The organism is Amycolatopsis sp. NPDC000009 (genome assembly GCF_055563465.1).
Genome location: NZ_JBVHDI010000010.1, coordinates 159,751 through 181,522, shown reverse-complemented (window position 1 = coordinate 181,522; position 21,772 = coordinate 159,751). Strand labels below are relative to the sequence as shown.

15 protein-coding genes are annotated in these 21,772 nt (G+C 71.2%); 7 read left to right on the top strand and 8 right to left on the bottom strand.

What is annotated here, in order from left to right; all coding sequences use genetic code 11:
• The first annotated feature begins 19 nt into the window (after positions 1-19).
• A complete protein-coding gene (locus ACZ3HL_RS25695; protein WP_465534243.1) occupies positions 20-496 on the top strand; it encodes a TspO/MBR family protein in 477 nt (158 codons plus the stop codon).
• Here the strand turns inward: ACZ3HL_RS25695 and ACZ3HL_RS25690 are convergent.
• Positions 489-1,805, bottom strand: a complete 1,317-nt coding sequence (locus tag ACZ3HL_RS25690; protein ID WP_465534241.1) for a type VII secretion protein EccE — start codon at positions 1,803-1,805, stop codon at positions 489-491. The genes ACZ3HL_RS25695 and ACZ3HL_RS25690 overlap by 8 nt on opposite strands.
• Before the next feature lie 128 nt (positions 1,806-1,933).
• Between ACZ3HL_RS25690 and ACZ3HL_RS25685 the strand changes: the two genes are divergently transcribed.
• From ACZ3HL_RS25685 to ACZ3HL_RS25670, 4 genes are read left to right on the top strand one after another with little or no spacing between them, the layout of a single operon-like run.
• Positions 1,934-4,045, top strand: a complete 2,112-nt coding sequence (locus ACZ3HL_RS25685; RefSeq protein WP_465534239.1) for a fibronectin type III domain-containing protein — start codon at positions 1,934-1,936, stop codon at positions 4,043-4,045.
• Positions 4,042-4,995 (top strand): AAA family ATPase, encoded by a 954-nt coding sequence (locus ACZ3HL_RS25680; protein WP_465534237.1) that lies wholly within the window; start codon positions 4,042-4,044, stop codon positions 4,993-4,995. Before ACZ3HL_RS25685 ends, ACZ3HL_RS25680 begins: the two co-directional genes overlap by 4 nt.
• Before the next feature lie 2 nt (positions 4,996-4,997).
• Entirely contained in the window at positions 4,998-6,125 is a 1,128-nt protein-coding gene (locus ACZ3HL_RS25675; protein WP_465534235.1) for a DUF58 domain-containing protein, read from the top strand.
• Positions 6,122-8,296 carry a transglutaminase TgpA family protein gene (locus tag ACZ3HL_RS25670; protein WP_465534233.1) on the top strand — a complete coding sequence of 725 codons (2,175 nt, stop codon included), beginning with the start codon at positions 6,122-6,124 and terminating at the stop codon, positions 8,294-8,296. The genes ACZ3HL_RS25675 and ACZ3HL_RS25670 overlap by 4 nt, the downstream gene beginning before the upstream one ends.
• Positions 8,297-8,331: 35 nt before the next feature.
• On the opposite strand, the gene tnpC is transcribed toward ACZ3HL_RS25670, so the two are convergent.
• Positions 8,332-9,777, bottom strand: coding sequence for an IS66 family transposase (gene tnpC / locus ACZ3HL_RS25665; protein ID WP_465534231.1), 1,446 nt, complete (start codon positions 9,775-9,777; stop codon positions 8,332-8,334).
• An 83-nt stretch (positions 9,778-9,860) separates the two neighbouring features.
• Complete coding sequence (locus ACZ3HL_RS25660; RefSeq protein WP_465534229.1) at positions 9,861-11,258, bottom strand: serine/threonine protein kinase; 1,398 nt, start codon at positions 11,256-11,258, stop codon at positions 9,861-9,863.
• A 102-nt stretch (positions 11,259-11,360) separates the two neighbouring features.
• Between ACZ3HL_RS25660 and eccD the strand changes: the two genes are divergently transcribed.
• Together eccD and eccB are read left to right on the top strand one after the other, a co-directional pair.
• On the top strand, positions 11,361-12,743 hold the full coding sequence (eccD, locus tag ACZ3HL_RS25655) for a type VII secretion integral membrane protein EccD (RefSeq protein ID WP_465413886.1): 1,383 nt from the start codon (positions 11,361-11,363) through the stop codon (positions 12,741-12,743).
• 3 nt (positions 12,744-12,746) lie between these two features.
• On the top strand, positions 12,747-14,180 hold the full coding sequence (eccB, locus tag ACZ3HL_RS25650) for a type VII secretion protein EccB (protein WP_465534227.1): 1,434 nt from the start codon (positions 12,747-12,749) through the stop codon (positions 14,178-14,180).
• A 152-nt stretch (positions 14,181-14,332) separates the two neighbouring features.
• On the opposite strand, the gene ACZ3HL_RS25645 is transcribed toward eccB, so the two are convergent.
• The 5 genes from ACZ3HL_RS25645 to eccCa form a co-directional block, all read right to left on the bottom strand.
• Positions 14,333-15,538 (bottom strand): hypothetical protein, encoded by a 1,206-nt coding sequence (locus ACZ3HL_RS25645; RefSeq protein ID WP_465534225.1) that lies wholly within the window; start codon positions 15,536-15,538, stop codon positions 14,333-14,335.
• Between the two features lie 10 nt (positions 15,539-15,548).
• Entirely contained in the window at positions 15,549-15,944 is a 396-nt protein-coding gene (locus ACZ3HL_RS25640; RefSeq protein ID WP_465413880.1) for a hypothetical protein, read from the bottom strand.
• 10 nt (positions 15,945-15,954) lie between these two features.
• A complete protein-coding gene (locus ACZ3HL_RS25635) occupies positions 15,955-17,334 on the bottom strand; it encodes a hypothetical protein (RefSeq protein ID WP_465534223.1) in 1,380 nt (459 codons plus the stop codon).
• Between the two features lie 9 nt (positions 17,335-17,343).
• Positions 17,344-17,724, bottom strand: coding sequence for a hypothetical protein (locus ACZ3HL_RS25630; protein ID WP_465534221.1), 381 nt, complete (start codon positions 17,722-17,724; stop codon positions 17,344-17,346).
• A 74-nt stretch (positions 17,725-17,798) separates the two neighbouring features.
• Complete coding sequence (eccCa, locus tag ACZ3HL_RS25625) at positions 17,799-21,758, bottom strand: type VII secretion protein EccCa (protein WP_465534219.1); 3,960 nt, start codon at positions 21,756-21,758, stop codon at positions 17,799-17,801.
• Between the last annotated feature and the right edge of the window lie 14 nt (positions 21,759-21,772).

Genomic DNA, 21,772 nt, shown 5'->3' with positions numbered 1-21,772 from the left:
CCGGCCTTACGCTCGAAAGATGACCGTGATCCCAGGACGATTCCGCGCGCCGCTGGCGTTCCTCCCGTTTCTGGCCGCGGTCGCGGTGGTCGCGCTCGTCGGCGGGCTCGCCGCGGCCGGTGCCCGATCTGTCTATAGTGGACTCGACCTGCCGTCGTTCGCCCCGCCCGCCTGGTTGTTCGGTCCGGTGTGGACGGTCCTGTACCTCGTCATCGCGGTGTCCGGCTGGCTGTACTGGAAGTCCGGTGGCGAACGCCGGGGGCTGATCTGGTACGCCGTGCAACTTGCCCTGAACGCCGCGTGGACGCCACTGTTCTTCGCGGCCGGTGCCTACGGCCTGGCGCTGGCCGACATCGTCCTGCTCGACGTCGCGATCGTCGTCACCGCCCTGTACTTCCACCGGTCTTCCCGGGTTTCGGCCGCGTTGTTGCTGCCGTACCTCGCCTGGACGCTGTACGCGACCGCGCTCACCGCCGCGATCGTCGTGCTCAACTGACCCCGAGCGGCAGCGTGGCCGCCACTCCCTTGGCGTGCCTGCCGTCGAGCCGGTCCAGGGTCAGTCCGCCCCGGCGGGCGGCGAGTTCCAGGTCTCGCACCGCGTGTTCCACCGCCTGCGCCCCCGCGGCGGCGATCCGGATCGAGGCACTGACCTGAGGTTCGGCCTCGGCGGCACTCCGGCGGGCGGTCACGGCGAGCGTCACCGCGGACCCGGGGGCGGCGGCGAGCAGACGGCGCGAGAGATCCGCCGTGAGTGCCGGGGAAAGCGCGTCCCAGCCGTCGAGGCGGAACGTCGCCTGGCAGATCGGGCCGCTGTGCCAGTACCGCCAGTCCTCGCGGATACGCGCCCGGCCCGCCGTGACGTGCGCCAGCGAGGCGAGTACGCCGAGCACCTCGTTTTCGGCGAGTGCCCGCACCGGCAGGCCGTCGCGACGGAGTTGCCGCCGCACCCGCCGGACCGTGTTCCCGAGCGCCTGCCGCACGTCCGCGTCGCGGTGGAAGTCGACGGTGCGCAGCGCCTGCAACGCCACCCAGCCCCGCGGCGGCCGTGAACGGTCCGCGCCGACGTGGTGGATGACCTGCGCGGCGACGTCCGCCGCCTGCTCGCGGGCAGGCGGCAGCAACGTCGGCGGTGACGGCATCGGCAGCTCGCGTGTGGCCGATTTCGGTTGCAGCACAGCGGTGATCCCGTCGGCGCGGCTGACCATGAACACCGTCTCGTCGCCGATCTCGCCGACGGTCCCCGTCGCTTCCGGCGACAGCAGGCGCAGCAGCGCCCGGCCCGCCTCGCCCGCGTTCCGGAGATCCCGGTCGCGGTCGCGCGTCAGATAGCCGGACGCCGAACCGAGCCAGGCGTAGAGCCAGCGTCCGCGGATCCGCACGGTGGTCAGCGCGAGGACCACGACGGCGGCGGTGAGCACCGCGGCCACCAGCGGCCATGGCCGCCCCGCCACGAGGACGAGCGCGACGAGGATCAGTTGCCAGCAGACGATCTGCGGCACCCCGATCCCCCCGAACCGGCCGGAACGCCGCCCTGGGACGGGCGCCGGTGGATTCGGCCGTGGCGCACCGGGTACCGGGGCGGGGACGGGTACGGCCGCGAACCCTGACGGCCGCTGCTCCGCCTGGCGAGCGGCGGTGAGCGCGGCCAGCGCGGCCTCACGGGCGGCGGCCCGCGCGGCGGGCGCGGCGTAGGCGAGCGGATCGGAGACGGCCGCGGCCCGCGGTGTGGCAGGCCCCGCCTGGGGAAGCGGTGGAGGCGGCGCCTGGTACCGCCCGCCCGTCCTGGCCGCGCCGAGATCGGTCATCGTCGTGCCTCCTCAAACCGTGTCGCCTCAGCGTCCCCGGCGAACATGAGGTTTCGATGACAAACGCCCGCGAGGCCTCCGACAGGCTGTTTCATCGAAATTTCATGGTGGCTCTCTAGCTTGATCGCGTGAACACCGAGAAGCGGTTCAGCGCGGTGGCCAGGACGAGAACGGCCGTGGCGCTGGTGGTCGCGGGCTGCCTGGCGCTGGTCGGCCTCGCCGTGACCGGACAGGCGGCGACCCCCGAACGGCTGGAGTTCGTCCAGGTCGGGCACTGGGTCTACAACGACGCCGCCCAGTCCGCGTTCCACGTCGACGGTTCGACGAACCGCGTCGACGCGCGCGCGGACGTGCCCGGCGCGAACGGCAGCCAGGTCGCGCAGGGGGACGGTTCCGGTTACGTGGTCGAACGGAACCGCATCACGGAGTTCGACAAGGCGACCTTGAGCGTGGCGGAGTCCGTGCCGCCGCCCGCGCCGGAAACCCCGTTCGTGCTGGAGATCGCGGGCGGTCCGTACCTGGTCTACCGCAACGCGGGCCAGATCGTGCGGCTCGGGGACCCGGCCGCGACGGTGCCCGCAGGGGGGCCACTGTCCCGGCCGGTCGCGACGACCGAGGGAACCGTCTGGACGCACCGCGTCGACAACGGGTCGGTCTGCGAACTGCCCAAGGGCGCCGCCGTGATGGCCTGTCCCGCGCAGCTCCCGCCAGGGCACGGCGGCGGGCTCACGCTCGTCGGCGACCGCCCGGTCGTGCTCGACACCACCGGCGACAGCCTCCACCGCGTCGGCCCGGACGGGCTCGGCGACGGTCTTCCGCTCGGTATCAAGCTTTCGCCGTCGGCACAGGTCGCCAACAGCGCCGTCGGCGACCGGCTGGCCATCGCCGACCCGGAGCGCAACCAGCTCCATCTCATCGACATCAGCGGCCTCGACCAGGATCGCCCGTCCGCGAAGCCGATCTCGGTCGAGCTGTCCAAGGGCAGCCGGTTCAACGGCCCGCTCTCCTCGTCGAACGTCGTCGCCATGGTCGACGAGACCCGCGGAGAGGTGCTGACCTACGACGCCGCCGGCAAGCTGAAGTCCACCACCAAGGTGCCGGGCCATGGCACGGCGCCGAGGCTGGCCAAGGGCGAGGACAACCGGATCTACGTCGACAGCTCCGACGGCTCGCACGTCCTGGTCGTCAACGGCGACGACGGCACGGTGGTCGACGTCGACGTCGACAAGGCGGCCAACAGCCAGACCGCGGGCGCGCCGTCGGCCGAACCGGAACCGTCCGGAGACCAGCCCGCGCCGCCGCAGCAGCAACAAGCTCCGCCGATCACCCAGAAGGCGCCCCCGCCGGTGGCGAAGGCCACCCCGCCCGGCGCGCCGAGGAAGGTGAGCGCGTCGTCCGGGGACGGCTCGATCAAGGTCTCGTGGAGCCCGGCCGCGGAGAACGGCGCGCGGATCACCGGCTACCGGGTGACCTGGACCGGAGGGTCGACGCGGGTCGGGGGATCGTCACGAGGCACGACGATCTCCGGGCTGCGCAACGGAACCCCGTACGTGCTCACCGTGGTCGCGGAGAACTCCGCGGGGATCGGCCCCGGCGTCAGCGCCAAGGCGGTCGTCCCGGGACCCGCGAACCGGCCCGCCGGGGCACCTGTCGTCACCGCGAACGCCACCGCGGCGGGCAACGTGTCGGTGAGCTGGACCCAGCCCGACCTCCGCGGCGGCACGCTGGTGCATTACCTCGTCAGCGTGACGGGCAAGGGGCAGCGCACGGTTTCGGGCACGTCCGCGGACTTCACCGGGGTCACCGGCACCGCGACCGTCACGGTCCGCGCGGTGACGAAGTTCGGTTCGGGCTCCACGCTCACCGGTGCCACCGGCAGCAGGAAGGTCACCGTGCCGGTCGTTTCGGGGCCGCCGACGATCACCATCACTCAGGTGCGGGGTAAGGACAGCACGCTGTTCGTCTCCGTGAAAGCCGACGGTAAGGGCGCCCCCGCGACCTGCACCGCCGAATTCTTCAGCGAGAACAAGCCGAAGGCCTGTTCCGGAGCCACCACCCTGACCATCACCGAGGTCGTCTGGGTCGGTGCCATCACGATCACCGCGACCATCAAGACCTCCGCGGGTACCGCCACGGACACCTGGCGAGGTGCGCCCACGGTGAACGGTGGCGCGCTGGTGTGGCTCGGCCCGCTGGCATTGGTCGGCCTGCGCCGACGAAAGGAAAAGGAAATTCTGTGACGCTCACACCCAGGGTCGCCTACGAGCAGATCGCCGAGAACGTGCAATCGGTGGTGCGCGGTAAACCGGAGGTCGTCCGGCTCACCGTGGCGGCGCTGTTCGCCGAGGGGCATCTGCTGATGGAGGACGTGCCCGGCGTCGGGAAGACGACGATCGCGCGCTGTGTCGCCGCCAGCATCGGCGGCCGGTGGAGCCGGATCCAGTTCACCCCCGACCTGCTGCCCGGCGACATCACCGGCGTGATGGTCTACCACCAGAACGCCGAACGCTTCCAGTTCCACCCCGGCGGCATCTTCGCCAACGTGGTGCTGGCGGACGAGATCAACCGGGGTACGCCGAAGACGCAGGCCGCGCTGCTGGAGGTGATGGCCGAACGCCGCGTCACCGTCGATTCGGTCGGCCAGGCGGTGCCGAGGCCGTTCCTCGTGGTGGCCACGCAGAACCCGATCGAACTGGAGGGCACCTACCGGCTGCCCGAGGCGCAGCTGGACCGGTTCCTCATGCGCATTTCGGTCGGCTACCCGGATGTGGAATCCGAGATGCGGGTGGTCATGGGGGACTGCGCCGGGGTGACGCCGGACGAACTCAAGCCCGTGCTGAGCATCGCCGACGTCCAGTCGGTCATCGACGAGGTCCGGAAGTCCCACCTGGCACCGGAAATCGTCAACTACGCGGTCCGGCTGGCCGCGTCGAGCCGGTCGCATCCGGACGTCCGCTACGGCGCGAGCCCGCGGGGCAGCATCGCGCTGATCCGTGCGGCGCAAGGGCTCGCCGCCACCTTCGGCCGCGACTTCGTCACCCCCGACGACGTCAAGGACGTCGCGCATCCGGTGCTCGACCACCGGCTCGTGCTGACCCCCGACGCGGAACTCAACCAGCGGCGGACCGCCGACATCGTCGACGAACTCCTGGGCGCGACGGCCGCTCCCATGGCCGCGATGGGGAGGTAGGCGTGCGGCTCACCCGCCGCGGCGTCATCGTGCTGATCTTCGCCGCCGGGTCCTACGCCCTCGGCGAACTGGCCGGGTACACGTTTTTCCGTGCCTTCGCGGGGATCGCGGCGGGCGCCGTGCTGGTCGCGCTGGTCACCACCAGGTTCCGGCCGCGGGTGGAGATCGGCCGGACCGTCCAGCCGGACCGGGTCGAACGGGGGAAACCCGCGCTGGCCTCGCTCGTCGTGCGCAACACCGGTTCGCGGCGGCACGGCGGTTTCGCCGCGGGGGACGGGATCGGGACCGAAACGCACCGCCTGCGGGTCCGCCCGCTCGCGCCCGGCGCTGAAGCGACGTACCACTACGAGCTTCCGACGACGAAACGCGGGAAACTGCGCGTCGGCCCGCTCCTGGTGCACCGGCCCGACCTGTTCGATCTCGCCCGCGGCGACCGGACCGTCGGGGATTCCGCGTGGCTGTGGGTGCACCCGCGACGGCACGCGGTACGCGCGGCGCAGGCCGGGCACCCGAGGCACCACCACGAAGGCCCGATCACCGACCCGCCGCTGCGTGGTTCGGCGGATCTGCGCGCGGTGCGGGAGTACGTGATCGGCGACGAGGTCCGGCATCTGCACTGGAAGGCGACGGCCAGGACCGGACGGCTCATGGTTCGCGAGTACGCCGACCCCGCCCAGCCCCGGTTCACCACCGTGCTCGACACGCGGCCCGCGTCGATGACGCCCGCCGTCTTCGAAGAGGCCGTCGAGGTGGCGGCCTCCCTGTTCTACGCGTCGGCGTCGTCGGGGCAGCATTGCCGCCTGATCACCTCGGCCGGTGCGGACACGCTGACCGACAGCGGGGTGCGCGCGGCGAGGACGCTGCTGGACGAACTGGCGCTCGTCACGCAGGACGCGGCGGACGACGCCCCGTTGCTGCCCTCGGCCCTCGCGGCCGCCGAACGCCCCGGCGGGGTGCTCGTGGTGGTCACCGGCCCGGACGCCGACCTCGGCCACGCGGCCCGCTGGCGGCCCGACACCGTGGTCCGGCTCGGTGACCTCCGGCCGTCGGCGGGCTCCGGTGGCCTGATCGTCGCGGTCGACGCCGCCGGTGCCGCGGCCCAATGGAACACCTTGGCAGGGAAGGCATGAGCGCCCGGTTCGATCGGCTCGCGGTCGCCGGGCTGCTCGGCGCGACGGGGGTCGCCGGGCTGTTGTTCGCGCCCGTGTTCGGCTGGGCGGAACTGCTCGTTCCGGTGCTGGTGGTCGTCGTCGTGGCGTACGGCTGCGTCGAACTGACCGCGAAGTTCCCCAAGCTGACGCCGTATCGGCCACTGCTCGTCGCGGTGCTCGCTCTGCTCGGGCTGATCGAGACGGTCTTGACGTCGACCACGATCGCCGCGCTGCCGACCGGCGCGTCGTTGAGCGGGCTGGCGCGCGGCTTCACCGAGGGCTGGCGGCTCACGTTGCAGTCCACCTGGCCCGCGCTGCCGGTCCCCGAACAGCTGCTGTTCGTCCCGCTGTCGGTGCTGCTCGCCGTCGTGCTCGGGCTGGAAGTGTTGCTGCGGCTGGACAAGCCGCTCGTGGCACTCTTGCCGAGCCTGGCCGTCGCCGGGCTCGCGCAGGCGTATCAGGCGTCGACGGGACTCGTCGCGGTGGCGGCCGCGCTGGGGTACGCGCTGCCCGCCGGACTCCTGCTGTGGTCGGGGCGCCGCGTCCGGTCCGTGAGCCGGGCACCCGGCGTGCCGCGCTCCTGGCGGGTGACGGGGTCGGCGGTCTGGCCCGCACTGTCCACTGTGGTCGCACTGATCGCCGGGGCGGTCGCGTTCGCCGCGCTCGATCCGGTCGGCCGGGATCCACTGACACTCAAGGACACCCAGGCCGCGCCGCCGCCGCGGAGCAGGGTCGGCAACCCGCTGGACGAGATCGCCCAGCGGCTCATCCGGCCCGGCGAGGAGGTGTTCCGCTACCGCGGCGACACCCCGGTCGATCAGTGGCGCCTGATCGTGCTCACCGGTTTCGACGGTGCGAACTGGCTGTCCGATTCCCGGCTCCACCGGCTCGGCGCGGGTCTGGAGGGCGCACCCGGCGGCAGCGCCGAACTCCAGGTGCGCGGGCTTTCGGGACCCTGGCTGCCGAGCCATCAGGATCTGACCGGAGTGGACGGTCTGACCCCGCTGGTGGACCAGGCCGCGGACACGCTGATGCTGGAATCGCCGTCGGCGGCCCCGGTGCGGGACTACCGGCTCAGCTGGTCCTCACCCGAGGTCGATCTCGGTGCCGGCGAAGTCGACGCGCGCGCACCGGGCGGGCTCGGCGGACTCGGCACGGTGCCGCCCGACGTCGAGCAGGTGGCGAAGGACGCCGTGCGCGGGCTGCGCCCGACGTTCCAGTCCGCGTTGCAGCTGGAACGGTTCCTCAGCACGAACTATCAGGTCGCGACGGGTACGGAGGAGCTGCCGACCGGGCACGGCTGGCCACAGCTCCGGCACTTCCTGCTGGAGAGCAAGCGGGGGACGAGCGAGCAGTTCGCCGCCGCGTACGTGGTCTTGGCGCGGATGAGCGGTATCCCGGCGCGGCTCGTCGTCGGGTTCCGCGGTTCGGCCGAGAAGGACGGCGACGCGCACGTCGTCCGGAACCGCGATGTCCTGGCGTGGCCCGAAGTCGCGGTCGCCGGGGCGGGCTGGGTCCCGCTCGACCCCACCGCCGCGGCGGCCGGGTCGAGCCGGAGCCAGGCCGGCCCCGGCAAGGCGGTCGCCAAGGCGAGGGCCCAGCTGCCTGCCGAACAGCAACTGCGGCCGCCGCAGCTGCCGCCGGGCACGCAGCCGGATTCCGCCGAAGACCAGAGCGCGGAAGCGGGGGTGAGCTGGTGGTGGCCCGCCCTCGCCGGCACGATCGTCCTTTTCGGACTCCTGTGGCTCGTGGGGGTTCCGGCGGCGAAGGTGATCCGCGCACGACGGCGCCGCCGCCGGTCCGGTGAGGAAGGGGTGCTCGGCGCCTGGGACGAGATCCGCGACCGGCTGCGCGCGCACGGGGTGCCGTTCCGGATCGGGATGACCCCGCGCGATCTCGCCGAATCGGCCGGAGCGCTTGCCGGGGAGGGGATCCGCGAGCCGGTCGCCAGGCTGGCCAAGGTGCTGGACGTGACGCTGTGGTCCGGCGTCCCGGTCGGCGACGGCGCGGTCCGGAGGGCGTGGCAGGAGGTCGGCGAGGTCCGCCGGGGCCTGGCCACCAGACCGTTCGCGGCTCGGGTGCTGGCGGCACTCGAGCCGCGGACCCTGGTGCCGGTCAAGGGCCGTAAAGAGGGGTCCAATGCCTCGTGAGTGGTAAGGACGGTTAGAACCGTCCTTGTTACTAGTCAGGTGGTTGCGGGTCTGGTTGGTAGCCAGGGGTTTCCGGTGATGGCGTCGCGGAGCGCGGTGAGGGTGTTGAGGCCGTGTTTGCGGATGGTGGAGATGTAGGAGCGCACGGTGAGCCAGGTGGTGGCGCCGTGGTGGGTGCGCCATCCGCCGGTGATTTTGAGCTGGGTTTTGGTCATGCGGATGTCGCGTTCGGCCTGGTTGTTGGTGAAGGGAACGGTCAGGTCGAACGCGAACCGCAGGGTGTCGCCGCGGTATTTCTCGAGTCGTTCGAGCAGGCGGCGGGCCTGGGATTGGGTGGGTCTTCCGCCTTTGGGGTGGCCTCGTTGGTTGCGTGGATGCAGGTCCAGGCCGGTGCGGACGTGGGTGTCGTAGCGGCCGGTCATCGGCGTGAGGACGTCGTCGGGGATCTCGGACAGGCCCAGGTCGCGGGCGGTGTGGGCGGCGGCGTTGAGTTCGTCGAGGACATCACTGAGCCCGGTGGGCCAGGCCTGATCGGGATGAGTCTCCGCCGCGGCTTGGAGCTCCCGCAGGTGGTGGGCGTTGCAGAGGGCGTGGGTGAGGTCGTAGGTGCGGTAGGAGTGGTAGCCGTCGTGCACCGCGATGCCGGTGAAGCCGTTCAGGATCCCGAACGCGTCGATCGCCTCGCGGCCGCGTTTGTCATGCAGGAAATAGACGGTCAACCACAGCGTGCTGGCCGAGTGGAGCCACCTGTTCTTGCCGAGCACCCGGACACCGGTCTCGTCGAAATGCGCCAACGGCGCCGCCACGATCGCTGCCTGAACGGCCTCGACGAACGGGGCCAGCCCGGGCGCGAGACGCCCCAGCACCGAGCTGACCCAGCCGGTGGACACCGCCATGCCGGTCACCTCGGCCAGCAGTTCAGCGGCACGGGAGATCGGAAGATGCTGATAGGTCAGCAGATACGCGGCCAACGCGGTCACATTCGGTCCATAGCAGGCCGCAGCGGTGGCCTCGGCCGGGGCAGGCGCGGTGGTCAGCACCCCGCACCGGCAGCGACGTTGATACAGACGATGCTCGGTCACCACCGGGACGATCTCGGGCAGATCATGCACCTGACGGCGCACCACACCCACATCCGGACGGCACGACAGCCCTGTCCCGCAGCCAGCACAGGCCGACGGAACATGATCAACCACGGTGCCGGGATTATCGACCAGTGTCAGGCTCGCACCCGGCGCCCCGGGTTGTTTCCCTTGCCCACGACCGGTTTTCCGACGCAACGACTTCGGCGCCGGCTTGACATACACATCCTGCGACGGCGGCTTCGACGAATTCCGCGACGTGGTCTTCAGCTGCCGTTCCAGCTCCCCGACCCGCGCGGACAACCGCTCCACCTCGGCCCGCAACACCCGGATCGTCTCCGCCTGAGACACGACCAGAGCAGCCAACTCGTCATACGACGGACGCTCACCCCCGGCCACGTGATGATCATCGCAGAACCATGATCACCACGTCACCGGGACCTGACTAGTTACCCGTCCTTACCACTCACGAGACGAAACGCTCACGGGTTGCAGCGGGCGCCGCGGATCGCGACCGGCTCGGTGGTGTAGATGTGGCGGCCGTCGGTCGCCCTGAGCTGGAAGCAGTACCGGCGCGCCGGGTCGACCGGGACGTCGAGGCTGCGCTGGCGGTGGGCGACGAGCTGTTTCGTCTCGAGCCGCTCGCCCGCCATGATCACGACGAAATCCAGTTCGCCTTCCGCCGTCCACGTCAGCTCCACGTGATCGCTCTGATCGCGCGGCGGGGCGAGCGCCAGTTTGACGTCCGGCGCCGGAGCGGAAGCCGGTGCGGGCGGCGGGATCGCGGCCGCGGCCGGGACGGCCTGCCCGCCGATCTCCGCCGGGCCGACGATCAGCGGCACCACGGCCAGCCCGGCGGCGAGCACTCCGGCGCCCGTCAGCGCGATGGGCTTCCAGGGAAGGCGGCGCTCGGTCTTGAGCGGGCCGCTGAACTCGCGGATCAGGGTCCGGCCGCCCGAGGGCGGCGCCTGCACCACCTGCACCGGTGACGGGTCGGCAGGCTGCCGGACCACGGCGAAGTCGTCGAACTCGACCTCTTCTTCTTCCGCCGGAACGTCGACGGGTTCCCCGGTGACGACCTCGCCGCCGGGCTGCCGAAGCTTCGTGAACAGCCGGGCCAGCGACGCGACGTCCTGCGGCCGGTCGGCCGGTTCCTTGGCCAGCAACCGGAGGATCGTGGCGGAAAGCTCCCTCGGGACGCCCGGGTCCTGGATCGGCGCGACCGGTTCCCGCAGCACCTGGAGGATCCGTTCGCCGGGCTGTTGCCCGGTGTGCCGGGGAAAGGGCGGTGTGCCGGTCAACGCGGCGTAGAGCACCGCGCCGAGTCCATAAAGGTCGGACGCGGGGGAAAGCGTGTCGTCGCGCAGGGTTTCCGGCGCGGTGTACTCGACCGAGTACATCGGGTCGCGCGGGAATCGCCGCCGCAGGGCCACTCCGAAGTCGGCGAGCACGAATTCACCGGAAGCGCGGTACAGCACGTTGTGCGGGCTCACCCCGCCGTGCAGCACGTCCGCGCCGTGCGCCGCGGCGAGCGCCGACGCGATCGCGGCGCCGAGCGCGAGCACGTCGGGAACACCCAGCCTGGCACCGGAATCCAGCAGACCCGCGAGTGAACCGGGGCACAGTTCGCGGCGGATGCCGGACCGGCCGCCCGCGTCGGTCAGGACGTCGTCGATCTGCAGCACCGAACGCGTCAAACGCACGGCGGCCAGCGCCTTCCGCTCGCGTTCCAGCCACGCGGAGGTCTCGCGGTCGAAGGCGCCGGGGAACATCTTGATCGCGAAGTCGTTGCCCCTGGCGGGATCCCGGCCCGCGTAGACGGTGGCGATGGGGCCCTGGGCGAGCAGCCTCGGTCCGCCGACTCCTGTCTCGATGCTCATGACCCCATTGTCGCGCAAGAAGACCGGATCCGGAGTACTTTCCCGGCGGCAGGTTCCTGCCGCCGGGGCCCGGCGGGCGGGCCGCTGGCCGACCCTTTTCCCATGCAGACTGCCGGCCTGGTCAGGGTCACCATCACCACTCCGCACCGGCGCATCGACATGGCGCTGCCGGAACACGCGTCCGTCGCCGAAATCCTTCCCGGCCTGCTCGCGCGGGCGGGCGAAGGAATGGCGGACGACGGGGTCGCCGGCGGCGGCTGGCAGTTGCGCCGTGCCGACGGGACACCCTTCGATCTGGACCGGACGCTGGGCGCGCACCGGGTCCGGGACGGGGAGATCCTCCATCTGACGCCGCGCCGCGCCGAATGGCCGGAGCCCGAGTACGACGACCTGGTGGACGCGATCGCCACCGGTTCCGGCCGCGCCGGAAAAGCCTGGGGGCCACGGCACACGCGGCAGGCCGGACTGGCCGTCGGCGGGGTGGCGATGGCCTTCGGCCTGCTCGCCGTCCTGCGGGCCGGCCCGCCGTGGACGTCACCGGCGTCCTGGGCGCTGGCCGTCTCGGCGTTGCTGCTGGCCGCCGGCGTCCTGCTCGCGCGGGCGCTGCGCGACGCCGGTGCCGGGGCGGTGCTCGCCGCCGTCGCGCTTCCGTTCGCCTTCGCCGGCGGCGGTCTCCTGCTGGCGGGCGACGACCCGATCGGCGCGCTGTCCGCCGGCCATCTGCTGCTGGCGAGCGCGACGCTGCTGCTCGCGGCCGTCGTCGGCCATCTCGGGGTGATCGCCGCACCCGAACTGTTCTCGGGCGCCGCCACCGTCGGCCTGCTCGGGGTGCTCGGCGGCTGGCTGGCCACCTTCGACGACCTGGCCGGGTACCGGTCGGCGGCCGTGATCGGCGGTGGGGTCCTCGTGCTCTCGACCACGTTCGCGCCGCTGGCGCTGCGGCTCGGCCGGGTGCCGATGCCGGTGCTGCCACGCTCGACCGCCGACCTGGTCCGCGACGATCCCCAGCCGCCGCTCGATCTCGTGCACGCCGCCGTCGCCAGGGCGGACGCGCTGCTCACCGGGATGCTGGGCGGCGCCGCGATCGTCGTCATGTACTGCCAGCTGCAGCTGATCCGCAGCGACAGCGAGGCCGCGGTCGTGCTCGTCGCCCTGCTCGCGGCCGGTTTCCTGGTGCGGGCGCGGTTGTACCCGATCCTGCGGCAGCGGCTGCTGGTGCTGGTGACCGGGATCTTCGGCGCCGGCTGCCTGCTGGCGGGCCCGCTCATGGCGGACCGTTCGCTGCTGCTCGTCCTGGCCGGGCCGCTGTCCTTGGCGGTGGCGGCGGCCGTGATCGCCTCCGGTGTCGTGCTGAGCACCCGCGCCGCCAACCCGTATCTCGGCCGGATCGCCGAATACTTCGAAATCCTGGTGACGATCGCCGTCGTCCCGGTGGCGTGTTCGGTGCTCGGCCTGTACGGCTACGTGCGCGGGCTGGGGGGCTGAACCATGGCGTCCAAACGGGATCAACTGCAGGCGTATCAGTTCCTGGTGCAGCGCGCGATCTCCGCGCTCGTGACGAGGGAAACCGATCCGGAGCAGCCGCCGTTCCGCCGGCCGTCCGGTGCCGCGTTCGCCAGTGTCGCGCTGGCGATCGTGGCGCTGGCGTGCGTCGGGGTCTACGGGATGATCGTGCCCGGAGGGAACAACGCCTGGCGCAAGAACGCGGCCGTCATCGTGGAGAAGGAGAGCGGGACGCGGTACGTCTACCTGGACGAACGGCTGCACCCCGTCGCGAACTACGCGTCCGCGCTGTTGCTGCTCGGCGAACACGGCACCACGGAACGGGTTTCGCGTGCTTCGCTCGCCGGAGTCCCGCGCGGGCCCAGGATCGGCATCGCCGACGCGCCGGACGGCTTGCCCGGCCCCGAAAAGCTGCTCACCGGATCGTGGTCGCTGTGCTCGGCGCCCGCGAGCGACCTGGCGGGCAGCCGGATCGAGGAATCGGTCCTGCTGGCGGGCGCGTCGCCGTCCGGCGGCGCGGAACTGGGCGACCAGGCGCTGCTGGTGGAATCGACGTCGACCGGCGAACGCTTCGTCGTATGGCGCGGGCACCGGCACCGGATCACCGACTACGGCGCCGTCGGCACCGGGCTCGCGCTCACCGCCGAACCGTGGGCGCGGGTGGGCCGGGCGTGGCTCGACGTGCTCCCGGAAGGCACACCGATCGGTCCGCTGCCGGTGGCGGCGGCGGGCGAGGTGTCCACCGCGGTCCCGGGCCGGACCGACATCCGGAACGGGATGCTGCTGATGGTCCAGGCCTCCGGCGGCGGGCAGCAGCACTACCTCGCCGAGCGGGATGCCCTGCGCCCCATCACCGAACTGCAGTACGACGTCCAGCGCGCGAGCGCCCAGATGATGGCGGCTTATCCCGGCACGGAGCCGAAAACCGTGCCGCTGCCGCCTTCGCTGGCGACCGCGTCCCGGCAGCTGGACCCCGTCCGCGCCGACGCGGGCGCGGCGCCAGCCACTCGTCCGGCCATCGCGCGCCTGCGCGACCAGGACGCCACCGTGTGCGCCACCTTCGGCGACGGCCCCGCGGCCCCCGCGCTGACCGTCGACCCCGCACTGCCCGCCGCGGACCCGATGTCCACCACCGCCCGCCGGACCGCCGCCGGGACCCCGCTCGCGGACCGCGTCCACGTGCCGCCCGGCAGCGCGATCGTCGTCGAGGCGATGCCTTCCGCGCAGGCCCCGGCCGGGACGCTGACCGTCGTGACCGACATGGGGCGCCGTTATCCGCTGGCTTCACCCGACGTGCTGAAGATGCTCGGCTACCCGTCCGCGCGCCCGGTGCGGCTGCCCGCCGGCCTGGTCGCGCGGCTGCCTGAAGGCCCGAGCCTCGACCCGGCCGCCGCCCGGCGCCAAACCCTGGGCGGCTGACCGGCCGTAACTCGCGTGATCAGGCACGTAACTCGCGTGATTGAAGGCGTAACTCACGAGTTACGCCTCTGATCACGCGAGTTACGGGAACGACGTGAAGGCCCCCTTCACTGCGACCAACGCAGTGAAGGGGGCCTTCACGTACAAGGAGTTCAGCGCGAGGTCGGCCGCCAGAGGTCTTCGTCGAGCATCTGCACTGAACCCGACTCCGACTCACCCGACCGGCCGCGCGCCAGCGTGAACCCCGCGTCGGGATTGCCGTTGGCGGCCCGGCCGCGCAGCTTCGCCGGAACGCCGTCGCTTCCCCCGGAGGAGGCCCGGCGACTGGACCCGTTCCGCCCGACCGGCTGGTCGTTCGACGACGGCCGGAGCGTGCTCGCCGTGTTCTGCCCGCCGGCGTGCGGCGGCGTCATCGGTGACATCGGGCCTGTCGCCGCCTTCGCGGTGGACGGGCTCGCTGCCGCCGGCTGGATTTCGGCAGCCAGACTGGGCGCCTTCTTCGTGCCGACCGGCTTCGCCGCGACCGGGAGACCGGCCAGCCCGCCCGCCGCGCCGATACCGCCGAGCAGCCCCGTCGGGACCGGCGGCGCACCCGAGCCGCCGGGGATCCCACCGAGGCCAGGGACCGCCCCGGCCGCGGTCGGCAGGGGGGCGAGCCCGGCGAGCGAAACACCCGACGTCCCGTCGTAGCCGGGGATTTCCGGTATCGAGACGTCCGTCCCCGTCCCACCGCTCCCGCCGCCGACACCGAGCGACTCGGCCAGCCCCTGCACTTCCGTCAGCGCGTTCATTCCCGCTTCGGCCGCCTTGATGAAGTCGGCGGGCGAGTTCCCCTCCGCGGACGCCTGCGGTGTCTCGGGCATCAGATGGTCGGGCTGCTGGATCCCGGAAGCCGAGACGACCTTGAGCATCGACATGTCGAACTGCGCGCCGAGCGCGGTCATCCGCGCGCCGGAGGCCTGCTGGATGAGCGGAGCCGCCCAAGCGGTCAGCGGGTTGGCGATCGCCGCCATGTACTGGCTGTGCAGAAGCGACACCTCCTGCATCGTCTCCTGGATACCGCTCGCCAGCGTCGTCAGCGTCTCGGCGGGCTGGGCCAGATCGATCCGCTCACCCCAGAACCGGAGCTCGGCGAGTGAGCGTTGCGCCCGTTCTTCGTGGGCGCGGCCCGCGTCGTCCTGCCACGTCGGCGAAAGCTCGCCCACCCGGGTGTGCAATTCGGCCGACGCGTTTTCGATCCAGGCACGGGATTCGGTCCACATGCGGGCGGCGTCGGTGAGAACGGCGACGTTGGCCTGCTCGGCGGTGATCATCGCCAGATGCGCCTCGATCGGCAGCAGGTTGTAGGGAACAGCCATGATCAGCTCCTCAGACCAGGTCCTGGTCGGCCGGTTTTTCGGTGGTGGTGGACGGTTGCTGCGCGGAGCCCGCGGTCTGCTTCACCAGATCGATGCCCTGTTTGAGCACCTTGGTGGCGGACGTGGCCAGTTCGAGCGCGCTGGTGACGTCCGCCGCGCTGTAGGTGATCGCGGCGGTCTTGACCTTCGTCGAGTCGGTGACCATCTCTTCGGTCATCTTCGCCATGAACGCGGCCATACTCGCGGTGGCGGCCTTGTCCAGCACCGACATCGCGATACCTTCGAAGAGACCGGTCAGATTCGGCGGCGTTCCCAGCCGGGCCAGCGACGGCGGCATTTCCGGGGCGGTGAGCTTGCTCGAGTAAGCGCTCATCGACTCGGTGTCCGCGTTGATTTGATCAGGCATCTACCCCTCCTCACTGTCCGGCGCGATAGCGCGGACCGTTGTCTTCCTGGTTGACCTGCCACAGCTCCTCGTCGAGCAGCTGGACCGTGTCGTTCTCCCGGTCCCACCGCCGCGGCGCGGGAGCCGGTTCGGCGGACCGGCTGACCGGACGGCCGCGTCCGGACCGGCCGAGCAGCGAAACCCCTGGCGTCGCACCGGGTTTGCGGTCCCGGGGCCGTCCGGTGGCGGCGTGCTCGGCCGCGCCGGGTTTGATGCCGTTGCCGTTCCTCGCTTCGCCGCGCTGCGGTTGCTGCTGCGCCGGCGGCATCGCGCCGGGAGTCCCCGCCGCGCCGGTGCCGCCGGAACCCGTGGCCGAAAAGGAAGCCGCCGCCGGGAAGGCGGCGTTGCCGGCGCCGCCGGGAGACGACGGGTTCATCGGCGCCGTCGGGGAAGGCACCCCACCGGCCGCGCCCGCCGGAGCGCCGACCGGGCTCACCCCGCCCCCGGCGAGGCTCGGCAGGCCCGAACCACCTTCGAGCCGGGCGAGCCGGTCCGCGACCTCCGCGGGGGTGAGCGAGTCTCCCGGGCCGAGCGGATCGATCGGGCCGAGCGGCGTCGGACTGGGGGAGCCCGTGCCGCCGCCCAGCAGCTGTTGTGCCGACTGCATCGCCTGGCTCAACGCGTCCAGGGCACCGGGTGCCGCTTCGAGTGCGTCCTTGACCGGATCCGTCGGCTCCGGGGTCTCTTCCTCCGTGGGGCTGGGTTCCTGCGGCTGCGGGGAAGAAGGCGAGGGGGCGGCGCTGGGAGACGCCGCGCCGGATGCGGGAACGCCGTTCGTGGCCGGCCCGGGGGTTCCTTGCCCGGACGTCGCACCGAGCGGACCTTCCCAAGGCAGGCCGACGGCATTGTGCATGGCCAGCGCCGCTTCCTGGTACTTCGGGCCGAGCTTGGTGATCTCGTCGGCGATCTTCGCCTCGATGTCCGGTCGCTGTTTACCCCGGTCCTCTTCGGACAGTCTGTTGTAGTGGTCGACCTGGTCTTTCGCGGAGTTCTGGGCCGCGCAGAGCGCCAGGTTCAGTGCGTTGACCTTCTCGAGCACCTCCGACGCGGTGGTCTGCTTCTGCGGTATCGGAAGCCCGATGGTCATCATCGACGTGACCATCCCGCTCGGGTCGAGCCAGCTCCGCATGACGGTGGTGTCCCGGGTCACCCGCGCCATGAACTGGCGTCCGGCCTCGTCGGGCCAGCGATCCTGGGTGACGAGCTGATTTGCCTGCTGGTGGAGGAGAGTCGCCTGTCCGTCGATCCAGGCCCTCGCTTCGCGCCACAGATAGCCGATGGCCACCAGCTTGGGGACGTGGGTATGCGTCTCCGTCGTGAGCTGCCCGTACATTTCCTCGAGGGACGCCATGAGATCCCCTCAGCGCTGCCCGGCGCGCGGTGCGCCGAGCCGGGGGTCGATCTCCGTGACGGCCCCCGGAATCCGCGAGACGAAGGTGTTCAAGATCTCCTGGCGGGCGGTTTCGTCGGCGCGGAGATAGCTCGCGGCCGTTTGCTGGACGAAGGCGCTGTACGCCGCGAATCCCTCCTCGACCTGCGTGATGAAGGTCTGGAGTTGGTGGACACTGTGGTTTTCCGCGGCGGTGAGATGGATGCAGAGGTTGTCCAGCCCACCGGCGCACGCTGTCGTACTGTCGATCCGGGAAATGTTGCTGACCGGCGGCTGCTCGAGGCTGCCCATGATCCGGGACGCGAACTCCCGCATGGCGTCGGTGTCACCGTTGATCTCGTCACCGCTCATCGTCACTCCTCACGTTGTTTTGGGGAAAGGCGACCACTTCCGGGCTCCCAGCCGGGGGTGGCGACAGGAACAGGTCATTCCCGCTCCGGGAGCCAGGCGAGTTGCACCAGCCCCTTCTGACCGCGGCGGTCCACCAGCCAGCCCCGTCCCGGGGGCAGGACCTGCGGTCGCATTCCGCCCAGCAGCGGGCCTTCGTCACGATCGCCGGACATCATCAGACCGGGCGTACCCACTTCCCGCAGCCTGCCGAGGAAAGGCTCGAACAGGCCGCGGCCCGCGCCACCGGTCCGGCGGGCCAGCACGACGTGCAGCCCGATGTCCGAGCCCTGTGCGGCCAGCGGCAGCAACGCCATCAGCGGATGTTCCTTGTGCGTGGCCACCATGTCGTAGTCGTCGACGAGCACGAAGATCTCTGGCCCCTCCCACCAGTTCCTCTTCCGCAACTGCTCGGGGGTGACGTCCTGGCCCGGCAGCCGTTTCGACAGGGCCTTCGCCGTCTCGAGGAGCATTCGCCCGCTCTGCTCGTCGTTGGTGCCGTAACCGAGGAGGTGTTCCTCGCCCACTTCGCCGAGCAGGCTCCGGCGATGGTCGACGAGGATGATGCGGGCTTCGTCCGGCCGGTAGGCCTTCTGGATCCGTTTGGCGAGCACCCGGAGGAACGAGGTCTTGCCGCTTTGGGTGTCGGCCAGTACGAAGAAGTGCGGGTCGGTGGCGAAGTCGAGCCGCATCGGGGACAGGTCGCTTTCGTGGATCCCGACCGCGAGCCCCGGCGCCTCGCCATCCGTGCCATCGCTGGGAGGAAGCTCCTCGTACGGCAGGATTCCCGGCAGCAGCCGGACCGACGGCGCGGGCTCGCCCGGCCACGCCGTCTTCACCGCTTCGACGAGCGCGCCGATGCCGTCGGCGAGGTCGTCCGCCTCCGTGACGCCGTCGATCCGGGGCAGCGCGATCAGCATCTGGTGCCCGCTCATGGCGATCCCGTGCCCCGGCGCGTCGGCCGGAACGCTCATCGCGGCACGCCGGTCGATGACGGAGTCGATCGGATCGCCGATCTTCAGCTCCAGCCTGCTGGCGAACAGGTCACGGACGTTCATCCGCAGATCGAACGAGCGGGAGCACCCGGCCACGACGTGGACGCCATAGGAAAGGCCGCGCGCGGCGATGTCGCCGACCGTCTCTTCGAGTTCCGGGAAATCGCCGCGCAGTGTCTGCCAGCCGTCGATGACGAGGAAGACGTCGCCGTGCTGTTCCGCGGGGAACCGGTTTTCGGCACGCAGCCTGCGATAGGTGACGATGCCGTCGATCTGCTGTTCGGCGAACAGCCGTTCCCGCTGGGCCAGGATCGTCGACACCTCGGCCACCGTCCGCCGGACGGCGCCGGTGTCGAGCCTGCCCGAGACGCCGGCGACATGCGGCAGGCCCGCGATGGAGGCGAGCGTCCCCCCGCCGAAATCGAGGCAGTAGAACTGGACTTCGCGTGGCGTGTGCGTGAGCGCCAGGCTGGCGATCAGCGTCCGCAGCACCGTGCTCTTCCCGGTCTGCGGAGCCCCGATGACCAGCACGTGCCCGGCGGCGCCTGCCAGATCCAGTACCAGCGGGTCGCGTCGCTGCTCGAACGGCCGGTCCACGATGCCGAGCACCGGCCGCAGCGAACCGCTCGCACCGGTGGACAGGCCGCGCCGGGAGTCGGTGACCAGCGGGGGCAGCAGCGCGTCCAGGGTCGGGGACTCCGCCAGCGGTGGCAACCAGACCTGATGCGCCGGGGTTCCCCGACCTTCGAGCCGGTCGACCAGGATGTCCAGCAACGTTTCGCCCACGGCGGTGTCGTCGTCCGGCTCGGTGGACTCCTCCGGCTCGATGTCGAATTCCTCGGCGACGTAAGCCGTCGTGTACTCCTGCAGCACCAGGCGTTCCCCCGGGTTCGTGGGCACGCCGCCGCCGGTCGCCCGCTGATACACCCCGGAGACGTAGGCGGAGCGGAACCGGTCCATCGGCTCGGTGCCGACCTTGAGGAACCCGTGCCCGGGCGCGCGCGGCAGTTTGAAGGCGTCGGTGACCCCGAGTACGGCCCGGCTCTCCATCTCGGAGAACGTGCGGAGCCCGACCCGGTAGGACAGATGGGTTTCGAGGCCACGCAGCCTGCCTTCTTCGAGGCGTTGCGAGGCGAGCAGGAGATGGACGCCGAGCGAGCGCCCGACCCGTCCGATTTGGACGAACATGTCGATGAAGTCGGGCTTGGCGGACAGCAGTTCGGAGAACTCGTCACAGATCACCAGCAACGTCGGCACTTCGGGCAGCGGCGCGCCCGCGGCCCGCGCCTTTTCGTAGTCGCGCAAGGAGGAGAAGTTGCCCGCCGCCCGCAACAGTTCCTGACGGCGGATCAGCTCGCCGTTGATCGCGTCGGTCATCCGGTCGACCAGATGCAGTTCGTCGGCGAGGTTCGTGATCACCGCGCTGGTGTGCGGCAACGCGTCCAGCCTGGCGAAGGTGGCGCCGCCCTTGAAGTCGACGAGCGCGAAGTTCAGCGAACTCGGCGGGTGGGTGACCGCCAGCGCGAGGACCAGCGTGCGCAGCAGTTCCGACTTCCCGGAACCGGTGGCCCCGATCAGCAGGCCGTGCGGTCCCATGCCGTCCTGCGCCGACTCCTTGAGGTCGAGTTCGATCGGGGCGCCGTCGGCCTGGATGCCGAACTGGACCCGGAGCCGGTCCCGGTTCGGCCTGGGCTCCCAGGTGTCGGCAGGATCGAATTCGTACGGATCGCCCAGTTCCAGCAGTTCCGCCAGCCCGAGTTCGGTGCTCATCGGGGCCTCGCCCCGCAGCCCGGCGGTCAGCCGCAGCGGCGCCAGTTGACGGGCGAGCCCTTCGGCGGCCACGGGACCCAGCAGGTCGGCTTTCCCCAGCGGGGCCTCGCCGTCGATCGTCTCGCTGAGCAGTCCACCGTCCGCCTCGACGGCGAGCACGACGGTGGTCCGGTCCAAGGCCCTCGGTGGCATCGTGGTCAGGTCGACGACGGTCACGCCTTCGACCCCGCCACCGGTCATGAGATGGGATGAGCCGGCGACCGCGCCGCCGTCGAGCACCACCACCAGATGCGGTCCGGCCAGCCGGACATCCGCTTCGGGGTCGAACCTTGGCCGCTTGGCCAGTTCCTCCTCCAGCGTCGATTCCAGTGCCGGGATGCTGGGCGCCACCAGGCGAAGCGGGCCGAGCGCGTCCGAACGCTCGGGGTGCAGCGCGTGGGGCAGCCACTTGGTCCACTCCCAGGCAGGCCGGTGCTCCTCGTTCACGCAGACCGCGACGCGCAGGTCGTCGGGGGAATGCAGGGTGACCAGCTGCGCCAGCGTCGCGCGTAGCATGCCGAGCGCGCCTTCCCGGTCTCCGCGCAGGTAGATCCGGCTGAAGCCGTTGATCGCGATGGCGATCGGCAGTCTGTCCACAGTGGAATAAGTGGTGATGAACCGGCGCAGCGCCAGCGCGGACAACGGCTCCAGCTCTTCGAGTGGTTTGGTGTCGGGAGTGACCAGGGTGGTCGCCGGGTTCTGCGCGCTCCGCCCGATGCGGGCGACACCGAAGTCGGCGTCCTCCTTGCGCCGCTCCCAAAGGCGGTAGCTTCCCGCCAGCGACCACAACGAGGCCGGGTCCGGGTGGAGGTACTCCATCGCCTCGCGCTGCTTGCGGATCGAACGCCTTAAGCGCAGCCGGTGCTGGGCCAGATGCCGCAGGTATTTCCGGCGGGCGTGCCCCATTTCCCGTTTGCTCGGCCCACCGCCCTGGAGGAAACCCATGACGACCATGCCGAGCATGCCGATGCCCATGATCCCGTAGATCGCGAAGCGCATCGACCCGTTCATGCTGCCGGAGTACATCAGGAGCATCCCGGCCGTCATCGCCACCATCGGCAGCACCATCAGCACCTGGGCCCACTGCCGCGCGGGCGGGGGCGGGATCTCCGGCGGCGGCTGAAGGATCAGCTCACCGGACGGCATCTCCGGGCCCGGCCTGCGGGTGGGGCGCTTCACCACGACTGTCGACACGACATCGATCGTCG